Annotated in this window: 13 protein-coding genes and 1 pseudogene; 7 read left to right on the forward strand and 7 right to left on the reverse strand. The window is 72.9% G+C overall.

From position 1 onward, the window contains the following. Positions 1-201 precede the first annotated feature (201 nt). From POF43_RS22415 to POF43_RS22425, 3 genes are all read left to right on the forward strand, one after another. Positions 202-396 carry a hypothetical protein gene (locus POF43_RS22415; RefSeq protein WP_271322217.1) on the forward strand — a complete coding sequence of 65 codons (195 nt, stop codon included), beginning with the start codon at positions 202-204 and terminating at the stop codon, positions 394-396. A gap of 379 nt (positions 397-775) precedes the next feature. Further along, entirely contained in the window at positions 776-1,351 is a 576-nt protein-coding gene (locus POF43_RS22420) for a hypothetical protein (RefSeq protein WP_271322213.1), read from the forward strand. 1,006 nt (positions 1,352-2,357) lie between these two features. Next, complete coding sequence (locus POF43_RS22425) at positions 2,358-4,868, forward strand: ArnT family glycosyltransferase (protein ID WP_282704714.1); 2,511 nt, start codon at positions 2,358-2,360, stop codon at positions 4,866-4,868. Between the two features lie 364 nt (positions 4,869-5,232). On the opposite strand, the gene POF43_RS22430 is transcribed toward POF43_RS22425, so the two are convergent. Then, complete coding sequence (locus tag POF43_RS22430) at positions 5,233-5,970, reverse strand: SDR family oxidoreductase (protein ID WP_271322517.1); 738 nt, start codon at positions 5,968-5,970, stop codon at positions 5,233-5,235. A gap of 93 nt (positions 5,971-6,063) precedes the next feature. Here POF43_RS22430 and POF43_RS22435 point away from each other — a divergent pair, with 93 nt between their 5' ends. Next, a complete protein-coding gene (locus POF43_RS22435; protein ID WP_271322518.1) occupies positions 6,064-6,972 on the forward strand; it encodes a LysR family transcriptional regulator in 909 nt (302 codons plus the stop codon). Positions 6,973-7,265: 293 nt separating this feature from the next. Here the strand turns inward: POF43_RS22435 and rph are convergent, their stop codons facing one another. Together rph and POF43_RS22445 are read right to left on the reverse strand one after the other, a co-directional pair. Beyond that, a complete protein-coding gene (gene rph, locus POF43_RS22440) occupies positions 7,266-9,863 on the reverse strand; it encodes a rifamycin-inactivating phosphotransferase (protein ID WP_271322519.1) in 2,598 nt (865 codons plus the stop codon). A 598-nt stretch (positions 9,864-10,461) separates the two neighbouring features. Next, positions 10,462-10,694: pseudogene (locus POF43_RS22445) on the reverse strand (IS5/IS1182 family transposase); the annotation flags it as partial. 342 nt (positions 10,695-11,036) lie between these two features. Here POF43_RS22445 and POF43_RS22450 point away from each other — a divergent pair. Then, positions 11,037-11,255, forward strand: coding sequence for a hypothetical protein (locus tag POF43_RS22450; protein WP_271312268.1), 219 nt, complete (start codon positions 11,037-11,039; stop codon positions 11,253-11,255). A 207-nt stretch (positions 11,256-11,462) separates the two neighbouring features. Next, entirely contained in the window at positions 11,463-12,857 is a 1,395-nt protein-coding gene (locus POF43_RS22455) for an MFS transporter (protein WP_271322529.1), read from the forward strand. On the opposite strand, the gene POF43_RS22460 is transcribed toward POF43_RS22455, so the two are convergent. The 3 genes from POF43_RS22460 to POF43_RS22470 all read right to left on the reverse strand — a co-directional run bounded on the left by POF43_RS22460 (position 12,787) and on the right by POF43_RS22470 (position 15,967). Continuing rightward, complete coding sequence (locus POF43_RS22460; RefSeq protein WP_271312269.1) at positions 12,787-14,022, reverse strand: epoxide hydrolase family protein; 1,236 nt, start codon at positions 14,020-14,022, stop codon at positions 12,787-12,789. The two genes, POF43_RS22455 and POF43_RS22460, sit on opposite strands and share 71 nt — an antisense overlap. 284 nt (positions 14,023-14,306) lie before the next feature. Next, a complete protein-coding gene (locus POF43_RS22465; RefSeq protein WP_271322520.1) occupies positions 14,307-14,849 on the reverse strand; it encodes an NUDIX hydrolase in 543 nt (180 codons plus the stop codon). Between the two features lie 107 nt (positions 14,850-14,956). After that, positions 14,957-15,967 carry an NADP-dependent oxidoreductase gene (locus POF43_RS22470; RefSeq protein ID WP_271322521.1) on the reverse strand — a complete coding sequence of 337 codons (1,011 nt, stop codon included), beginning with the start codon at positions 15,965-15,967 and terminating at the stop codon, positions 14,957-14,959. Between the two features lie 124 nt (positions 15,968-16,091). Here POF43_RS22470 and POF43_RS22475 point away from each other — a divergent pair, with 124 nt between their 5' ends. Next, positions 16,092-16,679: a TetR/AcrR family transcriptional regulator gene (locus POF43_RS22475; RefSeq protein ID WP_271322522.1), complete on the forward strand. Its 588-nt coding sequence runs from the start codon at positions 16,092-16,094 to the stop codon at positions 16,677-16,679. Positions 16,680-16,914: 235 nt separating this feature from the next. Here POF43_RS22475 and POF43_RS22480 read toward each other — a convergent pair whose 3' ends face one another. Next, positions 16,915-17,949 carry a zinc-dependent alcohol dehydrogenase family protein gene (locus POF43_RS22480; protein WP_271312273.1) on the reverse strand — a complete coding sequence of 345 codons (1,035 nt, stop codon included), beginning with the start codon at positions 17,947-17,949 and terminating at the stop codon, positions 16,915-16,917. Between the last annotated feature and the right edge of the window lie 129 nt (positions 17,950-18,078).

An 18,078-nucleotide genomic window follows, 5' to 3' on the forward strand; every position in this document is an offset into this window, starting at 1 on the left:
CCGCGCCGCCGGTTTGCAGTGTGCCGGTATGAACCACCAACAGCGTCCCGTCGGGTCCGGATTCACCGCGTCCTGCACGGTCGAGGAGGTCGTCGCGGGAATCGGCCTGAGCGGCAAGAACGTCGTGATCACCGGTGGACCTGCCGGCATCGGCCTGGAAGTCACCCGTGCCCTGGCCCGGGCCGGCGGGCCGCGACCATCGTGTTCGCGGCCACCAGCCCCCTGCTCGCCGACATCGGCGGGGTCCGCCTCAGGAGCAGCGGCATCCCGGAACTGGACGACGAGCGGCGGCCTTTCGACCCGCGGCATTCCGACTCGGCCGTCACCTCGCATTCCATCGACCCGGCGTCCGCCCGGCAGCTGTGGGAGCTGAGCGAAGCCCTGGTCACCGCGTAATCCGCGTGCCGTCACGGGTCCGGCCGGCGGGCCGGCGCAACGCCGCCCGTGCCCGCGCCCGGCGCGACGGTCTCCGCCGGCCGAGGCTTCGCCGGTGGGGTACGGCTCCTGGGCGCCGGGCTCCGACGACGTGCCAGGAGCCCGCCGGCGGGCAGGGCGGCGTGACGGGGTGTCGGCTTCGGCGCCTCCCCGCCCACCGGCGAACTCGCCCTTCCCGGGTCCGGCGAGGCCGGCGGCGGGCCGCACCGCCCGGCGTGCCGCCAATTCCGTCCGCGACGTTGTGATCAAGTAACTGCGGTGAGTAATATCTTAGAGCTTGGCTTTACTACTCCGGAGGGGTAGGAGAATTTACCCTTTCGCGACAACGGGGGTAAATGAAATGACCGAGCCTTTGGGCATTGCGGGAACCGTCTTAGGCCTGCTGGGAAAAGTCAAAGGCCTGTTCGAGGGTTCCGACAAAAAGACACTCGTCACCTCCATGCTCACGGCGGTGCTGACCGTCGCCGTGATCGCCGCCGGCTATCTGGTGGTCGGCCACCACGCCACCCCCGGCTCCCAGGAAGTGAAGCTGGGCGGGCTGGATCTCGGCGGCTACTGCGCGTCGTACTCCTACGACGACAACGACGAGGACTTCTGCTCCTCGGCGATCGATCTCGACAAAGCCTGCTCCTGGCAGTGGTCCATCCCGCTGCGCGCGAAGGGCACCGGCATCGACAGCACCCAGTGCTACTCGTCCTCGGGAAAACGCCGCGGCGGAATAAAGGACATGACGGGATACTGCGAGGCCACCTTCAAAGGAAGCGCCGACGTCGAGGCGAGCTCGGCGGGGAACAAGTGGGTGTGCCGGACGAAGATCGACAAAGCAGCGGCCTGCGATTGGCAATACCAGAAGAATGATCCGCTGGCCCGCGAAGAGGGCGGCCTCTGGTACTGCTACGCGCGGGCGAAGGTGTAGCGCCCCGGCAGATCGAGGCGTCCCCCGCGCCGCCGTGAGCGGACCCTCCGCGGTCGGACCCCTTGCCGCCGGCGTTGCCCGGCCGGCCGGATCGGAGCACGGCGGCCTGAGCCGCCGCGAGCGCGGCAACGCCCGCGTTCCTGCGGCAGCCGGAGCTCGGCACCGACGCGCGGGCACACGGCAAGGGCCGCGCCGCGACCGGCGCCGAACCGGCGGATGCCCGGCCGGCCGGGGTCGGCGGGGGCGTGGTCACGCGGTCCGCCCCCGGGTTCGGCCGCCGCGGCGGTGGGACGGAAGCGCAGGCCGCAGAAGGGACCTTGCGCCGGGTCGGGTGCCCGCCGGAGGATCTCGGCCGGGGACAGCCCCGGCGCCGCGTCGAGCGCTTCCGCCACCGCGGCCCGTACGGTCTGCCGGACGAAGGCGTACACCCGCTCGGGCGCCGCGGTGCGGAACGCCTCCGGCGCGGTGCGCCGCGGCGTCGGTCCGGACCGTCACCCCGGTGCCGTCCGGCTCCACGGACCGCACCCGCCCGCCCCGGCGCACGCGTACACCCGCCCGTTCGCACCGTCGCGCCAGGGCGTCGGGGGTTCCCCTGACGTCGATCACGCCGCCGTCGCGCTGGGCGCCGCGGGCCGGGGACGCGACGGCTCCGGGCGTGCGGAGGCACACGGGTACGTGCCCGGGCCCCGCACGCCCATCCGGCGCCGGCCGGTGCGCCCGGCCGCTCCCCGGCGGCGTTTCGGACCGCGCCGGGCCCTGTGAAGGGTCCTCCACGGTCCATTCACGCGGACCGGACGGGCCCGCGCGCCCGGCGGGAAACCGGTCCCCACCGGCGCTTTCCCGACAATGATCGCGGCCTTCCGGCCACCGGGGGCCGCGTGACGGGCCGCTCCCAGGAAACTCCCAGCTTTCTCCCGGGGCTCGTCCAGACGCGGCAACCATAGTGAGTCGACGCCCGGTTCAGGGAGCCGTGCGCCACCGCTGTCCCCTCTCCGCGAAGGAAGCCATGACGCCCAGTCCCGAGACCGCCGTACCACCGGACGTCCATCCCGACCGGGCACCCGGCCCCGAGGGGGACCCGGCGGGCCGCGGCCGCCCGCAGTGGCAGGTGTGGCGCTCGCCGCAGGACCAGCCGCGGTGGGCGCGACCCGCGCTCCTGGTGATCGCCGCCTTCGCCGCGGCGCTGTTCTCCTGGAACATCGCCACCGCCGGCTACTCCATGTTCTACAGCGACAGCGTCAAGAGCATGTCGGTGAGCTGGAAGGCGTGGCTGTTCGGCGCGATGGACCCGGGTGCCACGATCACCCTGGACAAGATCTCCGGATCGTTCGCGATCCAGGCGCTGTTCGCGCGGGTGCTCGGCTTCCACCAGTGGTCGGTGGCGCTTCCGCAGTGCGTCGAGGGCGTGATCGCCGTACTGGTGATCTACCGCCTCGTGCGCCGCTGGTCCGGCGAGGCCGCGGGCCTGACGGCCGCCGCGCTGCTGGCCCTGACGCCGGTGTGCGCCTCGATGTTCGGGCACCCGATGGAGGACGGCGCGCTGGTCTGCTGCCTGGTGCTGGCCGCCGACCGCTTCCAGGCGGCGGTCGTGCAGGGCCGGCTGCGGTCACTGGTTTGGGCCGGGGTCTGGGTGGGCGTCGGCTTCCAGATGAAGATGATGCAGGCCTGGATGGTGCTGCCCGCCTTCGCGCTGGCCTACCTGCTGGTCGCCCCCGGACGCCTGCGCCGCCGCACCTGGCACGTGCTGGTGGCCGGCGCGGTGTGCTTCGCGGTGTCGGTGAGCTGGGTGCTCATGATGACCGTCGTCCCCGCCAAGGACCGCCCGTACGTCGACGGCTCCACCGACAACAGCGCGATCGCCATGGTCTTCGGCTACAACGGCCTGGACCGCTTCGGCGTCCACATCAAGGGTGCGATCAACGGCATGGGGCCGGGCGCCGCCGGCGGCGGGCACGGCGGGCGGTCCCCCTTCGGCGCCCCCGGTGCCGCGGGCTCGGGCACCGGTGCGCCGGGCGGCGCGGCCGGCGGTACGGGCCGCACGGGTGCCTTCGGCACGCCGGGCGGGGCGGGCGCGTTCGGCGGTTCGGGAGCGCCCGGCGGCTCCGGTGCGCCCGGCGGCTCCGGTGCCGCGCAGGGCGGCTTCACCGGCGGCGCGTGGGCACGGGGCGGCTTCACCGGGGGCGACGCCTCCGCGCGGGGCGGCTTCACCGGGATGCCGGGCGGCCGCGGCGGCGCGGGCGGCATGTTCGGGGGCGGCGACAAGTGGACCAAGCTGTTCGAGGGCAGGTTCGCCGCGCAGATCGGCTGGACGCTGCCGTTCGCGCTGATGGTGACGGCGCTGGGCCTGTGGTGGCGCCGCCGGGCCGGGCGCACGGACGTGCTGCGCGGCGGGTTCGTCACCTACGGCGCCTGGCTGGTCGTGGTCGGCGCGGTCTTCAGCGACATGGACTCGATCCCGCACACCGCGTACATGGCCACACTGGCCCCGGCGCTGGCCGCGCTGTGCGGCGCCGGCTCGGTGCTGCTGTGGCGCACCTACCGGGCCGGCCGGCGCGCCGCCTGGGCGCTTCCGGCCGTCGTCGCCGTGCAGGCCGGGTGGACCTGGCACCTGTGGAGCGCCTCGGCCTCCTTCGCGTCGTGGCTGCGCTGGCTGTCGCTGGTCCTGTCGGTGGCGGGCGTCGTCGCGCTGGTCGCCGGCCGGCTGACCGGCCGCACCCGCACCCGGTTGACCGCCGTCGCCCTGCTGGCCGCCCTGGCCACGGCCTTCACCGGCAGCGTCGCCTGGTCCGCCTCGGCGTTCGACCCGGCGGACGGCGGCAGCGCGTTCGACGCCGAGGCCGGGCCGAGCGCCGCCGGCGGGTTCGGCGGGTTCGGCGGCGCGGGCGGGTTCCCGGGCGCCGGGTCCGCGGCCGGCCGGCCGGGCGCGACGGGCGGGCGGGGCGCGGCCGGGGCGCCGGGCGCCTCGGGGATGCCGGGCGCTTCGGGGGCCCATGGCGTGCCCGCCTTCCCCGGGGCTTCGGCGGCCGGCGGCGGCAAGGGAGCGGGGGCCCGCGGCTTCAGCGGGATGACCGCGCCCACCTCGATGACGTCGGACGAGAAGAAGCTGTGGTCCTACGTCTCGGCGCGCCGGGACGGCGCCGAGTATCCGCTGACCACCGTCGGCTGGCGGCAGGCCGAGCCGTACATCCTGTTCACCGGGCAGAAGGTGCTGCCGATCGGCGGCTTCTCCGGCGGCGTCGCCCAGCCGACGCTCGCCGCGTTCGAGCAACTGGTGCGCCAGGGCAAGGTGCGCTACGTCCTCACCCAGAGCGGGGGCGGCGGCATGGGCATGATGGGCGGCGGCAGCGGCGGCTCGTCCCAGGCGATCAGCTCCTGGGCGCAGCAGCACTGCACCGAGGTGCCGTCCACCGCGTACGGGGTCGCGCAGTCCTCCGGCGCCTCCGCGCAGGCCGGCGGGTTCGCCGCGATGATGGGCGGCGGCTCCGGCACCCTGCGTCGCTGCACCGCCTCCTCCTGACCCGCGGGGGCGGGCCGCGCACCGGCCCGCCCCCGACCGGCCGCGGCGCCCCCTTCGGCCCGGGACACCGCTCCCGGCGACGTCCGAGGTCAGGGGGTGCGCCGACCGCGCGGCCCAGCGGTGCCGCGGTCCGCGTCACGGCCCCCTCGGGCCGGGCGTGCAGAGGAACGGAACCGCGCGACCGTACGGCGAGCGTGCGGTCGTGCGGCTCTTGTCGGCGCGGCGGGTGGCGTGCCGGACGCCGGACTGGTGGACGGCGGCACACCCACCGGTCGGGCCGGGCCGGGAGAACCGCTCAACCCACGGCGAGCGTGCGGTCGCACGGAGGCACTGGGGCACAGGGGCACAGGGGCACCTCAACCCGTCACCACGGCACGACCCCGTTGTCGTCGAACAGCTGGCCGGTGGGGCCGTCGTCGGGCAGCGTCGCCAGCCGGATGGCGATCGCCGCGCCCTGTGCGGGGGTCTGCGTCCCGCTGAACCCGTTGAGGTCGGTGGCCACGTAGCCGGGGCAGGCGTTGTTGATCAGGATGCCGGTGCCGCTCAGCTCCTTGGCGTACTGGACGGTGACGGCGTTGAGGTAGGTCTTGGTCGGCGCGTATCCCCCGCTGATCCCTCCGAGGTCGGCACCGGGCGCGGTCTGAAGGGCCAGGGAACCGACATGGCTGGACTGGTTGACGATCCGCGGGTGCGCGGAGGCGCGCAGCAGCGGCAGCATCGCGTTGGTGACCCGGATGACGCCGATGACGTTGGTCTCCACCAGCCGCCGCACGGTCGCGAGGTCGAGGCCCGACGGCTCTTCCGGCCAGCCGCCGGCGACACCGGCGTTGTTGACCAGCACGTCGAGCCGGCCCACCCGCTCCCCGATCAGCCGCACCGCGGCGGTCACGCTCTCGTCGTCGGTCACGTCCAGGGGCACGCCGAACGCGTCGGCACCGGCCGCGCGCAGTTTCGCCACGGCGTCCGCCCCGCGCCGCCCGTCCCGGGCGCCGACACCGACGCTCCAGCCCAACGCGCCCAGCCCGGCCGCGATCTCGAAGCCGATTCCCTTGTTCGCGCCGGTGACCAGCGCGATCGTCTTGTCACTCATGACGTCGAGCATGTCCGCACACCGGCCGGGGACCAACACCGTCCCGGTAACGCAGCGATACCCGGGCGGCATCGATCGGCCGGCCGCCGCGGATACCGTGGCGGCATGGAGATACGCGAGCTGCGGTACTTCGTCGCCATCGCCGAGGAACTGCACTTCGGCAGGGCCGCCCAGCGTCTGGAGATCGCCCAGCCGCCGCTGTCCCGCGCGATCACCCGGCTCGAACGGCGGCTCGGGGTCACGTTGCTGGAGCGCACCAGCCGCAAGGTCACGCTCACCGAGGCCGGGGCGGTGCTGCTGGGCGAGGGCCGCGCGATCCTCGGCGCGGTGGCCGCGGCCGAACGGCGTACCCAGCAGGCCGCGGCACGGCGCCCCCGCCTCGCCCTCGCCGTCAAATCCGGCACCGGCGGCGAACTGCTGGCGGAACTGCTCGACGCCTACCGCGCGGAGCCCGGCGCGGCCACCGTCGACCTGCTGCTCTGCGAGGCGCACCAGCAACAGGAACTGCTGCGGGACGGGCGGGCCGACGTGGCCCTGCTGCACCTGCCGTTCGATGCGACGACCGGGCTCGACACCGAGACCCTGTACACCGAGGGGCAGGTGGCGATCGTGCCGGCCTCCCACCCGCTCGCCGGCCGCTCCCAGGTCCGCATGGCCGAGGTCGCCGCGTTGCCGGAGCTGCCGATGGCCCGCTGGCCCGGCCCCGGCGGCGGCTACCCGGAGGGGCCGGGGGCAGAGGTACGCAACCTGACCCAGCTCTTCCAGCTCATCGCGCTCGGCCGGACCACCGCGATCATGCCCGAGTCCGCCGCCACCGACCTGCGCCGGGACCTCACCACCGTGCCGGTGCTGGACGCCCCGCCGGTGGCCACGGTGATCGCCTGGCCGTCGCAGAGCCGGCTTCGCATGGTCGCCGACCTGGTCCGCGTGGCGACACGTCTTCGACCGGCTGCTCCCCCTCCGCCCGCAGCGGCGCGGGAAGTGCTTCCGGGCTGCGACGACGGGACGTACTGACGGTCCGGCACGCGGCAGCGGGGAGGCACTTCCCGGGCGGGGCAGCCACGGGCCCGGCGAAGGACACCGACGAGCCGGGTCCCGGGGGTACGCGTCGCAGGCGGTGACCGGGGACCGGGCGAAGGACACGCGGGCCCCGCGGTACGCCTTACGGGCGGCGGCCGGGGACCCGGCGAAGGACACGCACGGACCGGGTCCACGGGTACGCCGAGCAGGTGGCGGCCGGGGGAGGCCGACACCCGCTCGGCGTTGTTCGGCCGGGGGCTACCGCTGGGGCTTCCCGCTGCGGCCGGTCACGGCAGGATCTCGATGTATCCGTCGGTTCCGTGCACGCGGATCCGCTGCCCGTCGCGGATCAGCCGGGTGGCCCGCTCCACGCCCACGACGGCCGGCAGGCCGTACTCCCGGGCGATCACCGCGCCATGCGTCATCAGGCCGCCGACCTCCGTCACCAGACCCGCGATTCCGACGAACAGCGGCGACCAGCTGGGGTCCGTGAACGTCGTGACCAGGATGTCGCCCGCTTCGAGATCGGCCTGGGCCATGTCGAGGACGACCCGGGCCCTTCCCTCGATGGTCCCGGCGGAGACCGGCAGGCCGACCAGGGCGCCGGCCGGCACGTCGTCGCGCCGGTAGGCCCCGGTGAGGGCCTCACCGTCCGAGGTGAGCACCCGCGGCGGGGTGAGCGCGTGGTACGACCGGAACGCGTCCTTGCGCTGTCGGACGAGCCGGTCGTCCACCCGGTTGGAGCGCACGACGTCGTGGAATTCCTGGAACGTGAGGTAGAAGACGTCCTCCCTCGCAGCGAGCACGCCGGCCCGCACGAGGCGCTCGGCCTCCTCCAGCAGGGCCTGCTTGTAGACGAAGTAGCGGCTGATGATGTTGTACTTCGGGTACTCCCGGTACCCGATGAAGGTACGGACCCGGTCGATCATCCGCTTGGCCTCCTCGGCCTTGCGCTCCCCGTCCGGCAGGGCCCGCAGCCGGGCCAGCACGTCCTGTTCCTTCTTCTCCGCCTTGCGCCGCCCCTGCTCGAAGCGCTCCTCGGCGGCGCCCGGCCCGAAGTTCCTGACGTTGTCGAGGATCACGGGCACGAGCGTGGTGGGGCGCTCACGCCACCGCGGCCTCGTGATGTCGATCTCGCCGACGCAGCGCATGCCGTACCGGTCGAGGTAGGCCACGATGGCGTCCCGCGCCGCGCTCCCGCCCGCGAGCGTCGCCAGCTCGTCCAGGAAGCCCTCGTCCTCGACGCCCGCCAGGAACGCCACCACCTGCGGCCACGGGCGGATCACGTCGGCGACGTCGAGCAGCGCCAGTCCCATCTCGGACGTGACGTTGCCGGGGGCGGACAGTGTGAGCGTGTCGGCAACGTTCTTCTCGCCCAGCCACTCCCCCAGCTTGTCGTTGAGCCACCACGTGGCCTCCATCCCCGCCATGATCGCCTGAAGGCTCAGCGGATCGGTCAGGACCCGCTTGTGCTCCTCGAAGGCCTCCAGCAGGAAGTCGAACAGCGCCGGGCCGGTCTTCGCCCGGATGCCCCGCTCCAGGGCGGCGACGGACGCCCGGCTGCGCTCGATCAGCCCGGTGACGACGGCCGGATCGGTCTCGATCGGGGCGGGCGCACCGCCGGCCGGCGGCCCCCCGGGGCCCGCGTCCGGGAGCGACGGGACGAAGTCGTCGCGGTCCAGGACGGTCTCCAGCGCGTCCCTGACCAGCGGATCGCCCCTTCCCATGAGCTCCAGCAGGCCGGCGCGGCTGGCGGGTGAGGCCAGGCGCCGGGTGACGTCGACGAACAGCCGCCCGCCGGCCGTGTGCATCGGCGCCATGGCCGTCAGCTGCCACACGGAGAGCCCCAGGGGCCTCATCGGGTCGGTCATCATCTGGGCGTGGCCGACGGAGACGTAGACGTGCGGGTCCTGGTCGCCGGCCTCGGGGATGGGGAACAGCGTGGTGATCGGCCGGCTCTGAACGATGTGGAAACCCTCATCGACCAGGCACCACTCGATGTCCTGCGGGCGGCCGAAGTGCGCCTCGATCCGCCGCCCGAGCTGCACGAGCCGCACCACCTGCGCGTCCGTCAGCGCCGGCTGCTCCTGCCGCCGCGCGTCGACCGCCACGTCCTGCGTACCGCCGGCCGGCAGGGCGTGAACGGCACGCTGTTTGACGGCGATCGCCCTGGTGACGACTTCGCCGTGCCGCACCGTGAAGACGTCCGGGTTCACCAGTCCGGAGACCAGGGCCTCGCCGAGACCGAGGCCGGCGTCCACGGTGGCGGTCTTCCGGTGGCCCGTGACGGGGTCGGCCGTGAACAGGACGCCGGCCGCGTGCGGGAAGACCATCCGCTGCACGACGACGGCCATGTGGACCGTACGGTGGTCGATGCCGTTGCGCTGGCGGTAGGCCACCGCCCGCTCGGTGAACAGCGAGGCCCAGCACCGGCTGACGTGCCGGAGGACCTCCGCCGGCCCCATGACGTTCAGGTACGTGTCCTGCTGGCCGGCGAACGAGGCCGTCGGCAGGTCCTCCGCCGTGGCGCTGGACCGGACGGCGTAAGCGGCCTGCTCGCCGAACCGGGCGAGCGCGCCGGTGATCGCCGCCGCGAGATCGCCCGGGACGGCGACCTCTTCGACGGTCCGGCGAATCCGCTCGCTGAGCGTGCGGATCGCCTCCCGGTCGTCCGGGTCCAGGCGCGACAACTGATCGATCCGGTCGCCGATCGACGGCTCCTGCGCCATGATCCGCCGGAAGGCGTTCGTCGTCACGCAGAAGCCGTCCGGCACGCGGACGCCGTCGATCCGCGACAGCCCGCCCAGGTGGGCGCCCTTGCCGCCGACGACCGCGACCTGCGTCTCGTCCACCTCGTGAAGATCCCGCACGTACTGCTCGGTCATCGCGACACCCCCGGGGCAGCCGTGTCCCGTCGCACCGCACCGGCCGATCGCTGCACCGGCGCCGCCGGCTGCGTCGAACCTCCTGTCAGACCCGCCCTGGTCTCCGGCCGCCCTCCCGTCGACCGGTCGGCCGACCGCTCCAGCCTCCCGGACCGCGCACACCCCCGCACCGCCCCGAACGTCCGCATCCCCATCCGCACCTGCGCTTCCGATCCCCTCGCTGGTTCGACGTCACCGCGTCCCCCGTACGTCGACAACAACACCCGCACGTCGTGCCCTCATTTCCGCAGGTTGTAGCCTCGGCCGCCGATTCTGCGCCACCACCGGGGCCTTGCCGCAAGCCCCCCTACGCGCTATAACTTAGGAGTGGCGAGGAGAGAGATCTCCTCGCCGTTGTGTTTTGCCACTCCTCTTTGGCCGTTCCCCCCTTCGGCGTCTTGTCTTTTCACGCTGTGACTTCTGCCGCCCGCCGGAACGGCGAGCTTCACGCGAAGCGGGACGCGGCGCTGGCCCGGGCGAATGTCCTGTCGGCCCTACGGATGCAACGGCCGCGGGCCCAGGCGTTCCCCGGCCCACGGATGTACCAGCCGCAGGTAGTGCCGGGCCCGGAGCCGTGGGGCACGCCACGTCGCATGATGGCGGGTTCGATCCCGCGTTGCCGCGGCAGGCGACGACGGTACGTGTCGAGGCGTAACCGCGGTCGGCCAACAGCTGACATGGCCGGTGGCGAGGACGGCCGGCCCTGCCCCGGACGTGCGGTGCCGCGTCGAGCAACGGCAGCGGCTACGTGACGTCGTCCCGGTTGCCGGCGGTGAGCACGGTGGCGGGCGGGGCGGTCAACCCCCGGGGCAGCCGGTACCGCACCCCGTCCACCAGCCGGCGCCAGCACGTCACCCGCGACCCGCGCCCACAGGTCGTCCGATACCAGCCAAGTCGGCTCCTTCTCCTCCCCCATGACCCGACCAACGAGCCAACCGGGCCCCGGACATGGGCAAACAGGCGCCTTGTCGGTCGCTCCGCCGACGCCCACGACGTCTCAATCCGGATAGCGCCGGGATCCGACCTTCGGCCGCCTTCAACTCGGCTTGCTGTCAATGGAGTTGATGGAAACCAGTCGCACTCAAGAAGCGGGTCGGCGTAGGTTTCCGCCCGGACCGACGAGAAGGGGAAACCATGCGCAAGGCAGTAGCAGCATTCGCGGTGGCCGCCACGGTCGTCGCGACCGGTGTGTTGTTCGCGCCGGCCGCAAGCGCCGCGACCTATGGCTGCCGCGGTTCGCAGATCGACACCTACCCGGTGAAGACCGAGGGAGGAACCCAGTACGGTGTCCCGGTGCAGCGAGTCGACCTACGAGGAGTCGCAGACATGGTCGGTCGTCCGAGCACGCGTTGACGTTGCGGGCCGTTGTCGGCCCGTCATCGCGTGCTGCCTTCGGTTCGGCGACACAGCGACCGTTCCCTGCCTGAATCACCCGGCACACCTGGTGTGCGCCGGGGACGGGCCTCGCCGCCGGCAATCCGAAGGGCCTCCGTGCCGTCCACTCCCTCTTCCTCCTCCCCTGCAACTGCTCCCGGTTCCGGTCGATCCGTTGCGCCGAGCCTGTGGCGCGATCGCGACTTCCGCAGACTCTGGGCGGGTCAGACGGCCTCCCAACTCGGCGAACAGACCACGCTGATCGTTCTCCCGCTCTACGCCGTCCTGGCGCTCAACGCCGGCGCCGGCGAGTTGGGCGTGCTGCGCGCGGTGGGACAGGTGCCGGTCCTGTTGCTCTCGCTCCTCGCCGGCGCCTGGGTGGACCGGTGGCGGACCCGCACGGTCATGGTGATGACGGACGCCGGCCGGTCCCTGGTACTGGGCGCCGCCGCCGTGGCCGGTCTGCTCGGCCGGCTCGGTCTGCCCGCGCTGCTGGTGGTCGCCCTCGCCGCCGGGGCGCTGTCCGTGTTCTTCGACGTGGCGTACCAGGCGTCTCTCGTACGGCTGGTGGAACGCGGCCAGTTGCTCCGGGGCAACAGCGCGCTCGAGGGCAGCCGGTCCGCAGCGCAGATCGGCGGGCCCGCCCTCGGCGGCGCGTTGGTGTCACTGCTGTCGGCGCCGATCGCCGCGGTCTGCGGCGCGGTGTTCTTCGCGCTGTCGTTCCTGTCGCTCCGGCGGATGCGCCGGACCGAGTCGGTTCCGGAACGCCCGGACCGTTCCCGTCGGGTGGGGCGGCGGATTCATGAGGGCCTCCGCTTCGTCGTCGGCGACACCTCGTTGCGGACCGTGTGCCTCGCCTCGGCCGCCTTCCAGTTCTCCTTCGCGGCCATGATGACCGTCTATCTGCTCTTCCTGCCGCGGCAACTGCACCTGCCGGGCGCCGCGGTCGGGCTGGCGCTCGCGGTGACGGGGCCGGGCGCGCTGCTGGGTTCGATGCTGGCCGCGCGGTTGCCGGGCCGGTTCGGTCATGGCGCGGTGCTCGTGTTCGCGGCGGCACTCGGCGACGGCGTGTTCCTGGCGGTGCCCGCGCTGCACGGCTCCTCGGCGGTGACGGTCTGCGCGCTCCTGGCGATCGCCTTCGTGTTCGGGACCGCCGGGCAGTTGGTGAACGTCACGGTCATGGCGATACGGCAGACCGTCACTCCGGACGGGATGCAGGCCCGCGTGGCCGCGACCATATCGTTCGTCGGCATGGGGATGGCGCCACCCGGCTCCCTGCTCGGCGGGTTCCTCCCGATGGAGTGGGGGTTGCGCACCAGCCTGCTGGTGACGGCCGTGGGCATGCTGTCGTCACCGGTGCTGATGGCTCTGTCCCCGCTCGCCCGCCTGGGCCGGACGCTTCCGGCCGCGCGGAACGCGCCTCCGCCGGCCGGCCGCACCGAGCTGCCGGAGTCCGGCGGCCACCCATCCCCCTACGCCCGCCTGCGCCTGATCCGGCTGCGCGGGGGCTTCAGGGCCGGCGGCCGCGGAAGGTGCGGCGCAGGTCGCTCACCCAGGCGGCGGGGTTCTCCCAGGGGATGAAGTGGCCGCCGTGGTCATGGGCGTTGACGTTGACGTGGTTGAACCAAGCGGCCTGCGGGCCGGACGTGAACGCCTGGACGCGCTCGTCGGCGGTGTGGATGCCGGGCGGGTTCTCGTACGTGACGAAGGTGAGGCCGACCGGGGCCTGCACGACCGGGGTGCGGTCGTGGGACGGGGACCAGGGGTAGCGGTTGGCGTTGGCGTAGTAACGCATCGACGTGGCGATGGAGTTGTTCACCCAGTAGATCGTGGCGTGGGTGAGCAGGTCGTCCTTGCTGAAGACGGACTCGATGTCGCCGCCGTTGTCGCTCCAGGCGTTCCACCGCTCCAGCAGCCAGGCGAGCAGTCCGGCGGGTGAGTCGCTCAGCCCGTGGGCCAGGGTGGCGCCGTCGAGCATGTGCACGGCGAGGTGGGATGCCGAGCGGTGGTCCATCTCGATGATGCGGGCCCGGACGTCGGCGGGCTGGTCGTCGGTGAGGGGCCGGCTCTGGGCGAGGTCCCACGCGCGCGGGCCGGTGAAGAAGTCGAGGCGCAGTCCGGAGCCGATGTGGATTCCGTACAGCTCGTCGGCGTACTTGTGGCCGAGCTGGCTGGAGATGAGCCCGCCGATGTCGCAACCCCCCGCGGCGTACTTCTCGTAGCCCAGGGTCTCGGTCATCAGCGAGTGCCAGAGGTCGGAGACCTTCCAGAAGTTGACGTCCGGAAAGCCGGTGAGCGGGCCGGGGAAACCGAAGCCGGGCAGGGACGGCACGATGACGTCGAACGCGTCGGCGGGGTCACCGCCGAACGCGGCCGGGTCGGCGAGCGGGTCGATCACCTTCGACCAGTGCCAGAACGTCCACGGCCAGCCGTGGGTGAGGATCAACGGGATCGGGCGCGGGCCGCGGCCGGGCTTGCGCATGAAGTGCACCGGGACGCCGGCGACGCTCACCCGGTAGTGCTCGTAGGCGTTGATGGCGGCCTCGGCCTTGCGCCAGTCGTAGCCGTCCCGCCAGTGGGCGACCAGCTCACGAAGACAGCTGTCCGGGACGCCGTAGGACCAGTCCTCGTTCCCCTCGTCCAGCGGCGGACGGGTCAGCGTGAGCCGGGCGCGCAAGTCGTCGAGGACGTCGTCGGACACATGGATCGGGGTGGGTTCCAGGGGAAATCCCTGCGGGGCGGTCATGTCGTGGCTCCTCACTGCGAGCGGGGAATGCGAAAGGAATTTACTGTCGAACGCCTCCTCCCCGGCGCCGGACGCGGAAACAGGCCGAAAAGGTGGGTCCCCGAAACCCCTCGCGCACGCGACGCCCGCGCCCGCACGCACGCGCCCGTACGCGCCGCACGTTCGTGAACGCCCCCGCAGGCCCGACCGCACCCGTACACGCCCGCGTGCCCATGCCCGCACGCCTGTGCACGCCCTCGCGCCGCCCGGACCGCCACCGCCAGGACCGCCCGCCGCCTCCCCCGTCACAGGAGCGTCAGGTGTTCCAGGGCGAGGTAGGCCGCGGCGGTGTCGGTCATTCCGCCGGTGCGGAGCACGCCGGTGCGGAACTCGTCCAGGGTGAGGGTGACGACCTCGATGAACTCCGTGCCCTGCGGGGTCGGTTCGGTGACCTTGACGCAGTCGGTGGCGAGGAAGGCGAAGCGGCGGGCGCTGGAGTAGGCGTCGTGCCAGTACTGTCCGACCGGTCGGACTTCGCCCTGGTAACCGGTCTCTTCCAGCAGTTCCCTGGCGACGGCCCGGGCCGGCTGCTCGCCGGGTTCGATGAAGCCGCCCGGCAGTTCGGACATCACGCGGTCGGGCCCTGGCCGGTACTGGCGGGCCAGGATGACGCGCCGGTCCGGGGTGAGGGCGAGCACCGCGCCGGCCGGGCCCTCGCGCTTGAGGTAGAACTCCTCCCGCCTGCCGTCGGGCAGCTCGAACGCGACGCGGTCCACGGAGCGGCCGAACTCGCTGAAGACGGTGCTGCGTTCGATCTCGCGCCATGACGCCGCGGTGTTGATCGTCATGGACAGGACTGTACGTCCCCTGGCCGGCCCGGAATGCCCACCGGTGCCCCGCCGAGACAGCCACCGGAGACGTCGGTGGACGGCTCGTTCCGGACGACCTGGACGACCTAGCCGACCGTCAGCACGATCTTGCCCCGGATGTGTCCTCGGGCGGCGCGTTCGTGGGCTGCCCGGGCGTCCGCCAGCGCGAACGTGCTGTCGATCGCGACGCGGACCGTGCCCGCGTCGAGCAGGCGTCCCAGTTCGGCGAGTTGCGCGCCGTTCGAGCGGACCTGGGCCATGGAGACGGTGACGCCGAGCTTCGCGATCTCCTCCTCGTCGAAGTCGCCGTAGAACACGGGGAAGTGGGCGCCGCCGCGCTTGAGCGTGTGCAGGAGGCGCTTGCTGTCGGGGCCGCCGACGGTGTCGAGGACGAGGTCGACGTCGCGCACGAGTTCCTCGGGACGGCTCTTGGTGTAGTCGATGAACCGGTCGGCGCCGAGTCCGTTCAGGAACGACGCGTGCGCGCCCGACGCCACCGCGATGACCGACGCGCCCTTCCACTTCGCCAGTTGCAGCGCGAAGTGCCCCACGCCACCCGCCGCGCCGTTGACGAGCACCGTCGTGCCGGCGTCGAGTGCCGTCGGGCGGTGCGGGCCCGGCTGGAAGGGCGAGGGGTGGTCGTGTCCGGCCTCGATCAGGAACTGCCACGCCGTCAGCCCGGCCATCGGCGCCCCGGCGGCGTGCACGTGGTCGATGCCGGCCGGCTTGCGGGCGAGGTCCGACGCGGGCGCGGCCACGTACTCGGCGTACGCGCCGCCGTGGAAGCCGGGGAAACGCAGCAGGCCGAAGACCTCATCACCCACGGCCAGGCCGTCCACGTCCGCGGCGACGGCCTCGACAACGCCCGACACGTCCGTCCCGGGTATCACCGGCAGGCCGACCGTCGACTCCGGCCGCCCGGGCATCCTGGTCAGCCCGCCCCGCAGGTACCAGTCCGGCGGATTGACGCCGACCGCGTGAACGCGGACCAGCACCTCCCCCGGCCCCGGCTCCGGCATCGGCGCCTCGTCGTAACGCAGCACTTCAGGGCCGCCGTGCTCATGGAGCCGGACCGCCCTCATCGTGTTTTTCGGCATCGTTTTCTCCTGCCCGTGCTGCGGGATAGGCTTATCCGGATCAGCGCTCCACATAAGTGGACCACTGATCCGAATATATGGACCACCGATCCGGATAGTCAAGCCGGATAGTCACGAGGGACAGATGCGGGCCGACGCCAGGAAGAACCGGGACCACCTGCTCGCGGTAGCGGGCACCGCCATCAGCGAGCAGGGCGTCGACGTATCGCTGCGCGACATCGCGCGCCGGGCCGACGTCGGGCTCGCGACGCTGCTGCGCCACTTCCCGACGCGCGAGGAGCTGCTCGTCGCCCTGCTCCGCACGAGCTTCGACGAACTGACGGCCAGGGCGGGCGAGTTCGAGACGTCGAGCTCGCCCGAGGACGCTCTCGTCTCGTGGCTGCGCGACTGCCTCGCGTGGACGACGGAGTTTCGGGGCGTGACCGTGTTGATGGCAGCCGCCATCGAGGACACCGAGTCCGCACTCCACGCCTCGTGCGTCACCATGCGCGCGGCCGGCGCGCGGCTGCTCACCCGTGCCCAGGCCGCGGGCACGGCGCGGACCGACGTCGACGGCACCGATCTGTTCGCGCTGGTCGCCGCGCTCGCGTGGCTCAGCGACCAGCCCCCGCTCACCCCACGCGTCGACCACCTGTTCGACGTGGTCGCGAACGCGATCCTGACGAATCCGGCGGGCACCGACACCGGGAGGACGCCGCCCCCGGGGCCGTAGCCGAACTCGTCCGCCCACCCGGACCGGCACCTCTCCGCGGCGCTCAGGTAACGGAGCGGCGCGGGGCCGGCAGGCGTACGCGGTCGCGGGAACAGTCCGGGCCCGGTCGGCATCCGCCGGTCCGCCGTCATGACGTCCGGCCGGGCGGAAACCGCCTGGCCGGACGAAGGCACCGGATCACCGTTCCCCCTGCCGTGCGGGTGCCGTTCCGGCGGTCGGGGACGGATGAGGAGCGTCAGGGACGGATGAGGACCTTCAGCGCCTCCCGGTCGGCCATGGCCCGGTAGCCGTCGGGCACCCCGTCCAGGTCCACGGTGCGGTCGAAGACCCGGCCGGGCTCGACCGTGCCGTCGAGGACGTCGGGGAGCAGTTCCTCGATGTAGGCGCGGGCCGGGGCCACACCGCCGGTCAGGGTGACGTTGCGCATGAAGAGGGAGGAGTCCATGGGGACGTCGGAGTATTGCGGGGCGCCGACGCGGCTGACCGTGCCGCCGGAGCGCACCACGCCGAAGGCGGTGTCGACCGCCGCCTTGAGGCCGACGCACTCCAGGACGGTGTGGGTACCGTCACCGCCGGTCAGCTCCCGGACCTTCTCGACGCCTTCCTCACCCCGCTCGGCGACGACATCGGTAGCGCCGAAGTCCAGGCCGAGGTCGGTACGGTCCTTGTGCCGGCCCATGAGGATGATCCGCTCGGCACCGAGCCGCTTGGCGGCCAGCACCGCGGACAGGCCCACCGCGCCGTCCCCGATCACCGTGACCGTCGTGCGCGGGCCGACCCCGGCGGCCACCGCGCAGTGGTGACCGGTGGAGAACACGTCCGACAGCGTCAGCAGCGACGGCAGCAGCGCGGAGTCCTCGCCGACCGGCAGCTTCACCAGCGTGCCCTGGGCCTGCGGCACGCGTACCGCCTCACCCTGACCGCCGTCGACACCGTCCGCGCCCCAGCCGCCACCGTGCCGGCAGGACGTCTGGAGCCCTTCCTGGCAGAAGTCGCAGGTGTTGTCGGACCATACGAACGGCGCCACCACGATGTCGCCGCGCCCGAGCCCGGAGACCTCCTTGCCGGTCTCCTCCACCACGCCCAGGAACTCGTGCCCTATCCGGGCACCCTGCTCCGAGGCCGGTTTGGAGCCGTAGGGCCACAGGTCGCTGCCGCATACGCAGGAACGCAGCACGCGCACCACCGCGTCCGTGGGCTGCCGGATCGCCGGGTCGGGAACGTCCTCCACCCGCACGTCACCGGCACCGTAGATGAGGGTTGCTCGCATCAGCTGTCCTTCGTCCTTGCTCGATCGGTTCACTGTCAGTGATCGGTCCCCTCGGCGCAACGGCCGATGGGCACCGGGTGCCCCGTCGCGGGCGGGGGCACTCGTTGTCGTCGACACGATCGTCCTACC

The organism is Streptantibioticus silvisoli, from assembly GCF_027947535.2.
In the GTDB taxonomy this organism is placed as follows: Bacteria; Actinomycetota; Actinomycetes; order Streptomycetales; family Streptomycetaceae; genus Streptantibioticus_C; species Streptantibioticus_C silvisoli.

Bases quoted from the DNA above. Each gene is read 5' to 3' on its own strand.
- POF43_RS22465 (WP_271322520.1), bottom strand. From the start codon at position 14,849: ATGACGATCAACACCGCGGCGTCATGGCGCGAGATCGAACGCAGCACC.
- POF43_RS22430 (WP_271322517.1), bottom strand. From the start codon at position 5,970: ATGCTCGACGTCATGAGTGACAAGACGATCGCGCTGGTCACCGGCGCG.
- POF43_RS22475 (WP_271322522.1), top strand. From the start codon at position 16,092: ATGCGGGCCGACGCCAGGAAGAACCGGGACCACCTGCTCGCGGTAGCG.
- POF43_RS22480 (WP_271312273.1), bottom strand. From the start codon at position 17,949: ATGCGAGCAACCCTCATCTACGGTGCCGGTGACGTGCGGGTGGAGGAC.
- POF43_RS22450 (WP_271312268.1), top strand. From the start codon at position 11,037: ATGCGCAAGGCAGTAGCAGCATTCGCGGTGGCCGCCACGGTCGTCGCG.
- POF43_RS22470 (WP_271322521.1), bottom strand. From the start codon at position 15,967: ATGCCGAAAAACACGATGAGGGCGGTCCGGCTCCATGAGCACGGCGGC.
- POF43_RS22460 (WP_271312269.1), bottom strand. From the start codon at position 14,022: ATGACCGCCCCGCAGGGATTTCCCCTGGAACCCACCCCGATCCATGTG.
- POF43_RS22435 (WP_271322518.1), top strand. From the start codon at position 6,064: ATGGAGATACGCGAGCTGCGGTACTTCGTCGCCATCGCCGAGGAACTG.
- POF43_RS22420 (WP_271322213.1), top strand. From the start codon at position 776: ATGACCGAGCCTTTGGGCATTGCGGGAACCGTCTTAGGCCTGCTGGGA.
- rph (WP_271322519.1), bottom strand. From the start codon at position 9,863: ATGACCGAGCAGTACGTGCGGGATCTTCACGAGGTGGACGAGACGCAG.
- POF43_RS22425 (WP_282704714.1), top strand. From the start codon at position 2,358: ATGACGCCCAGTCCCGAGACCGCCGTACCACCGGACGTCCATCCCGAC.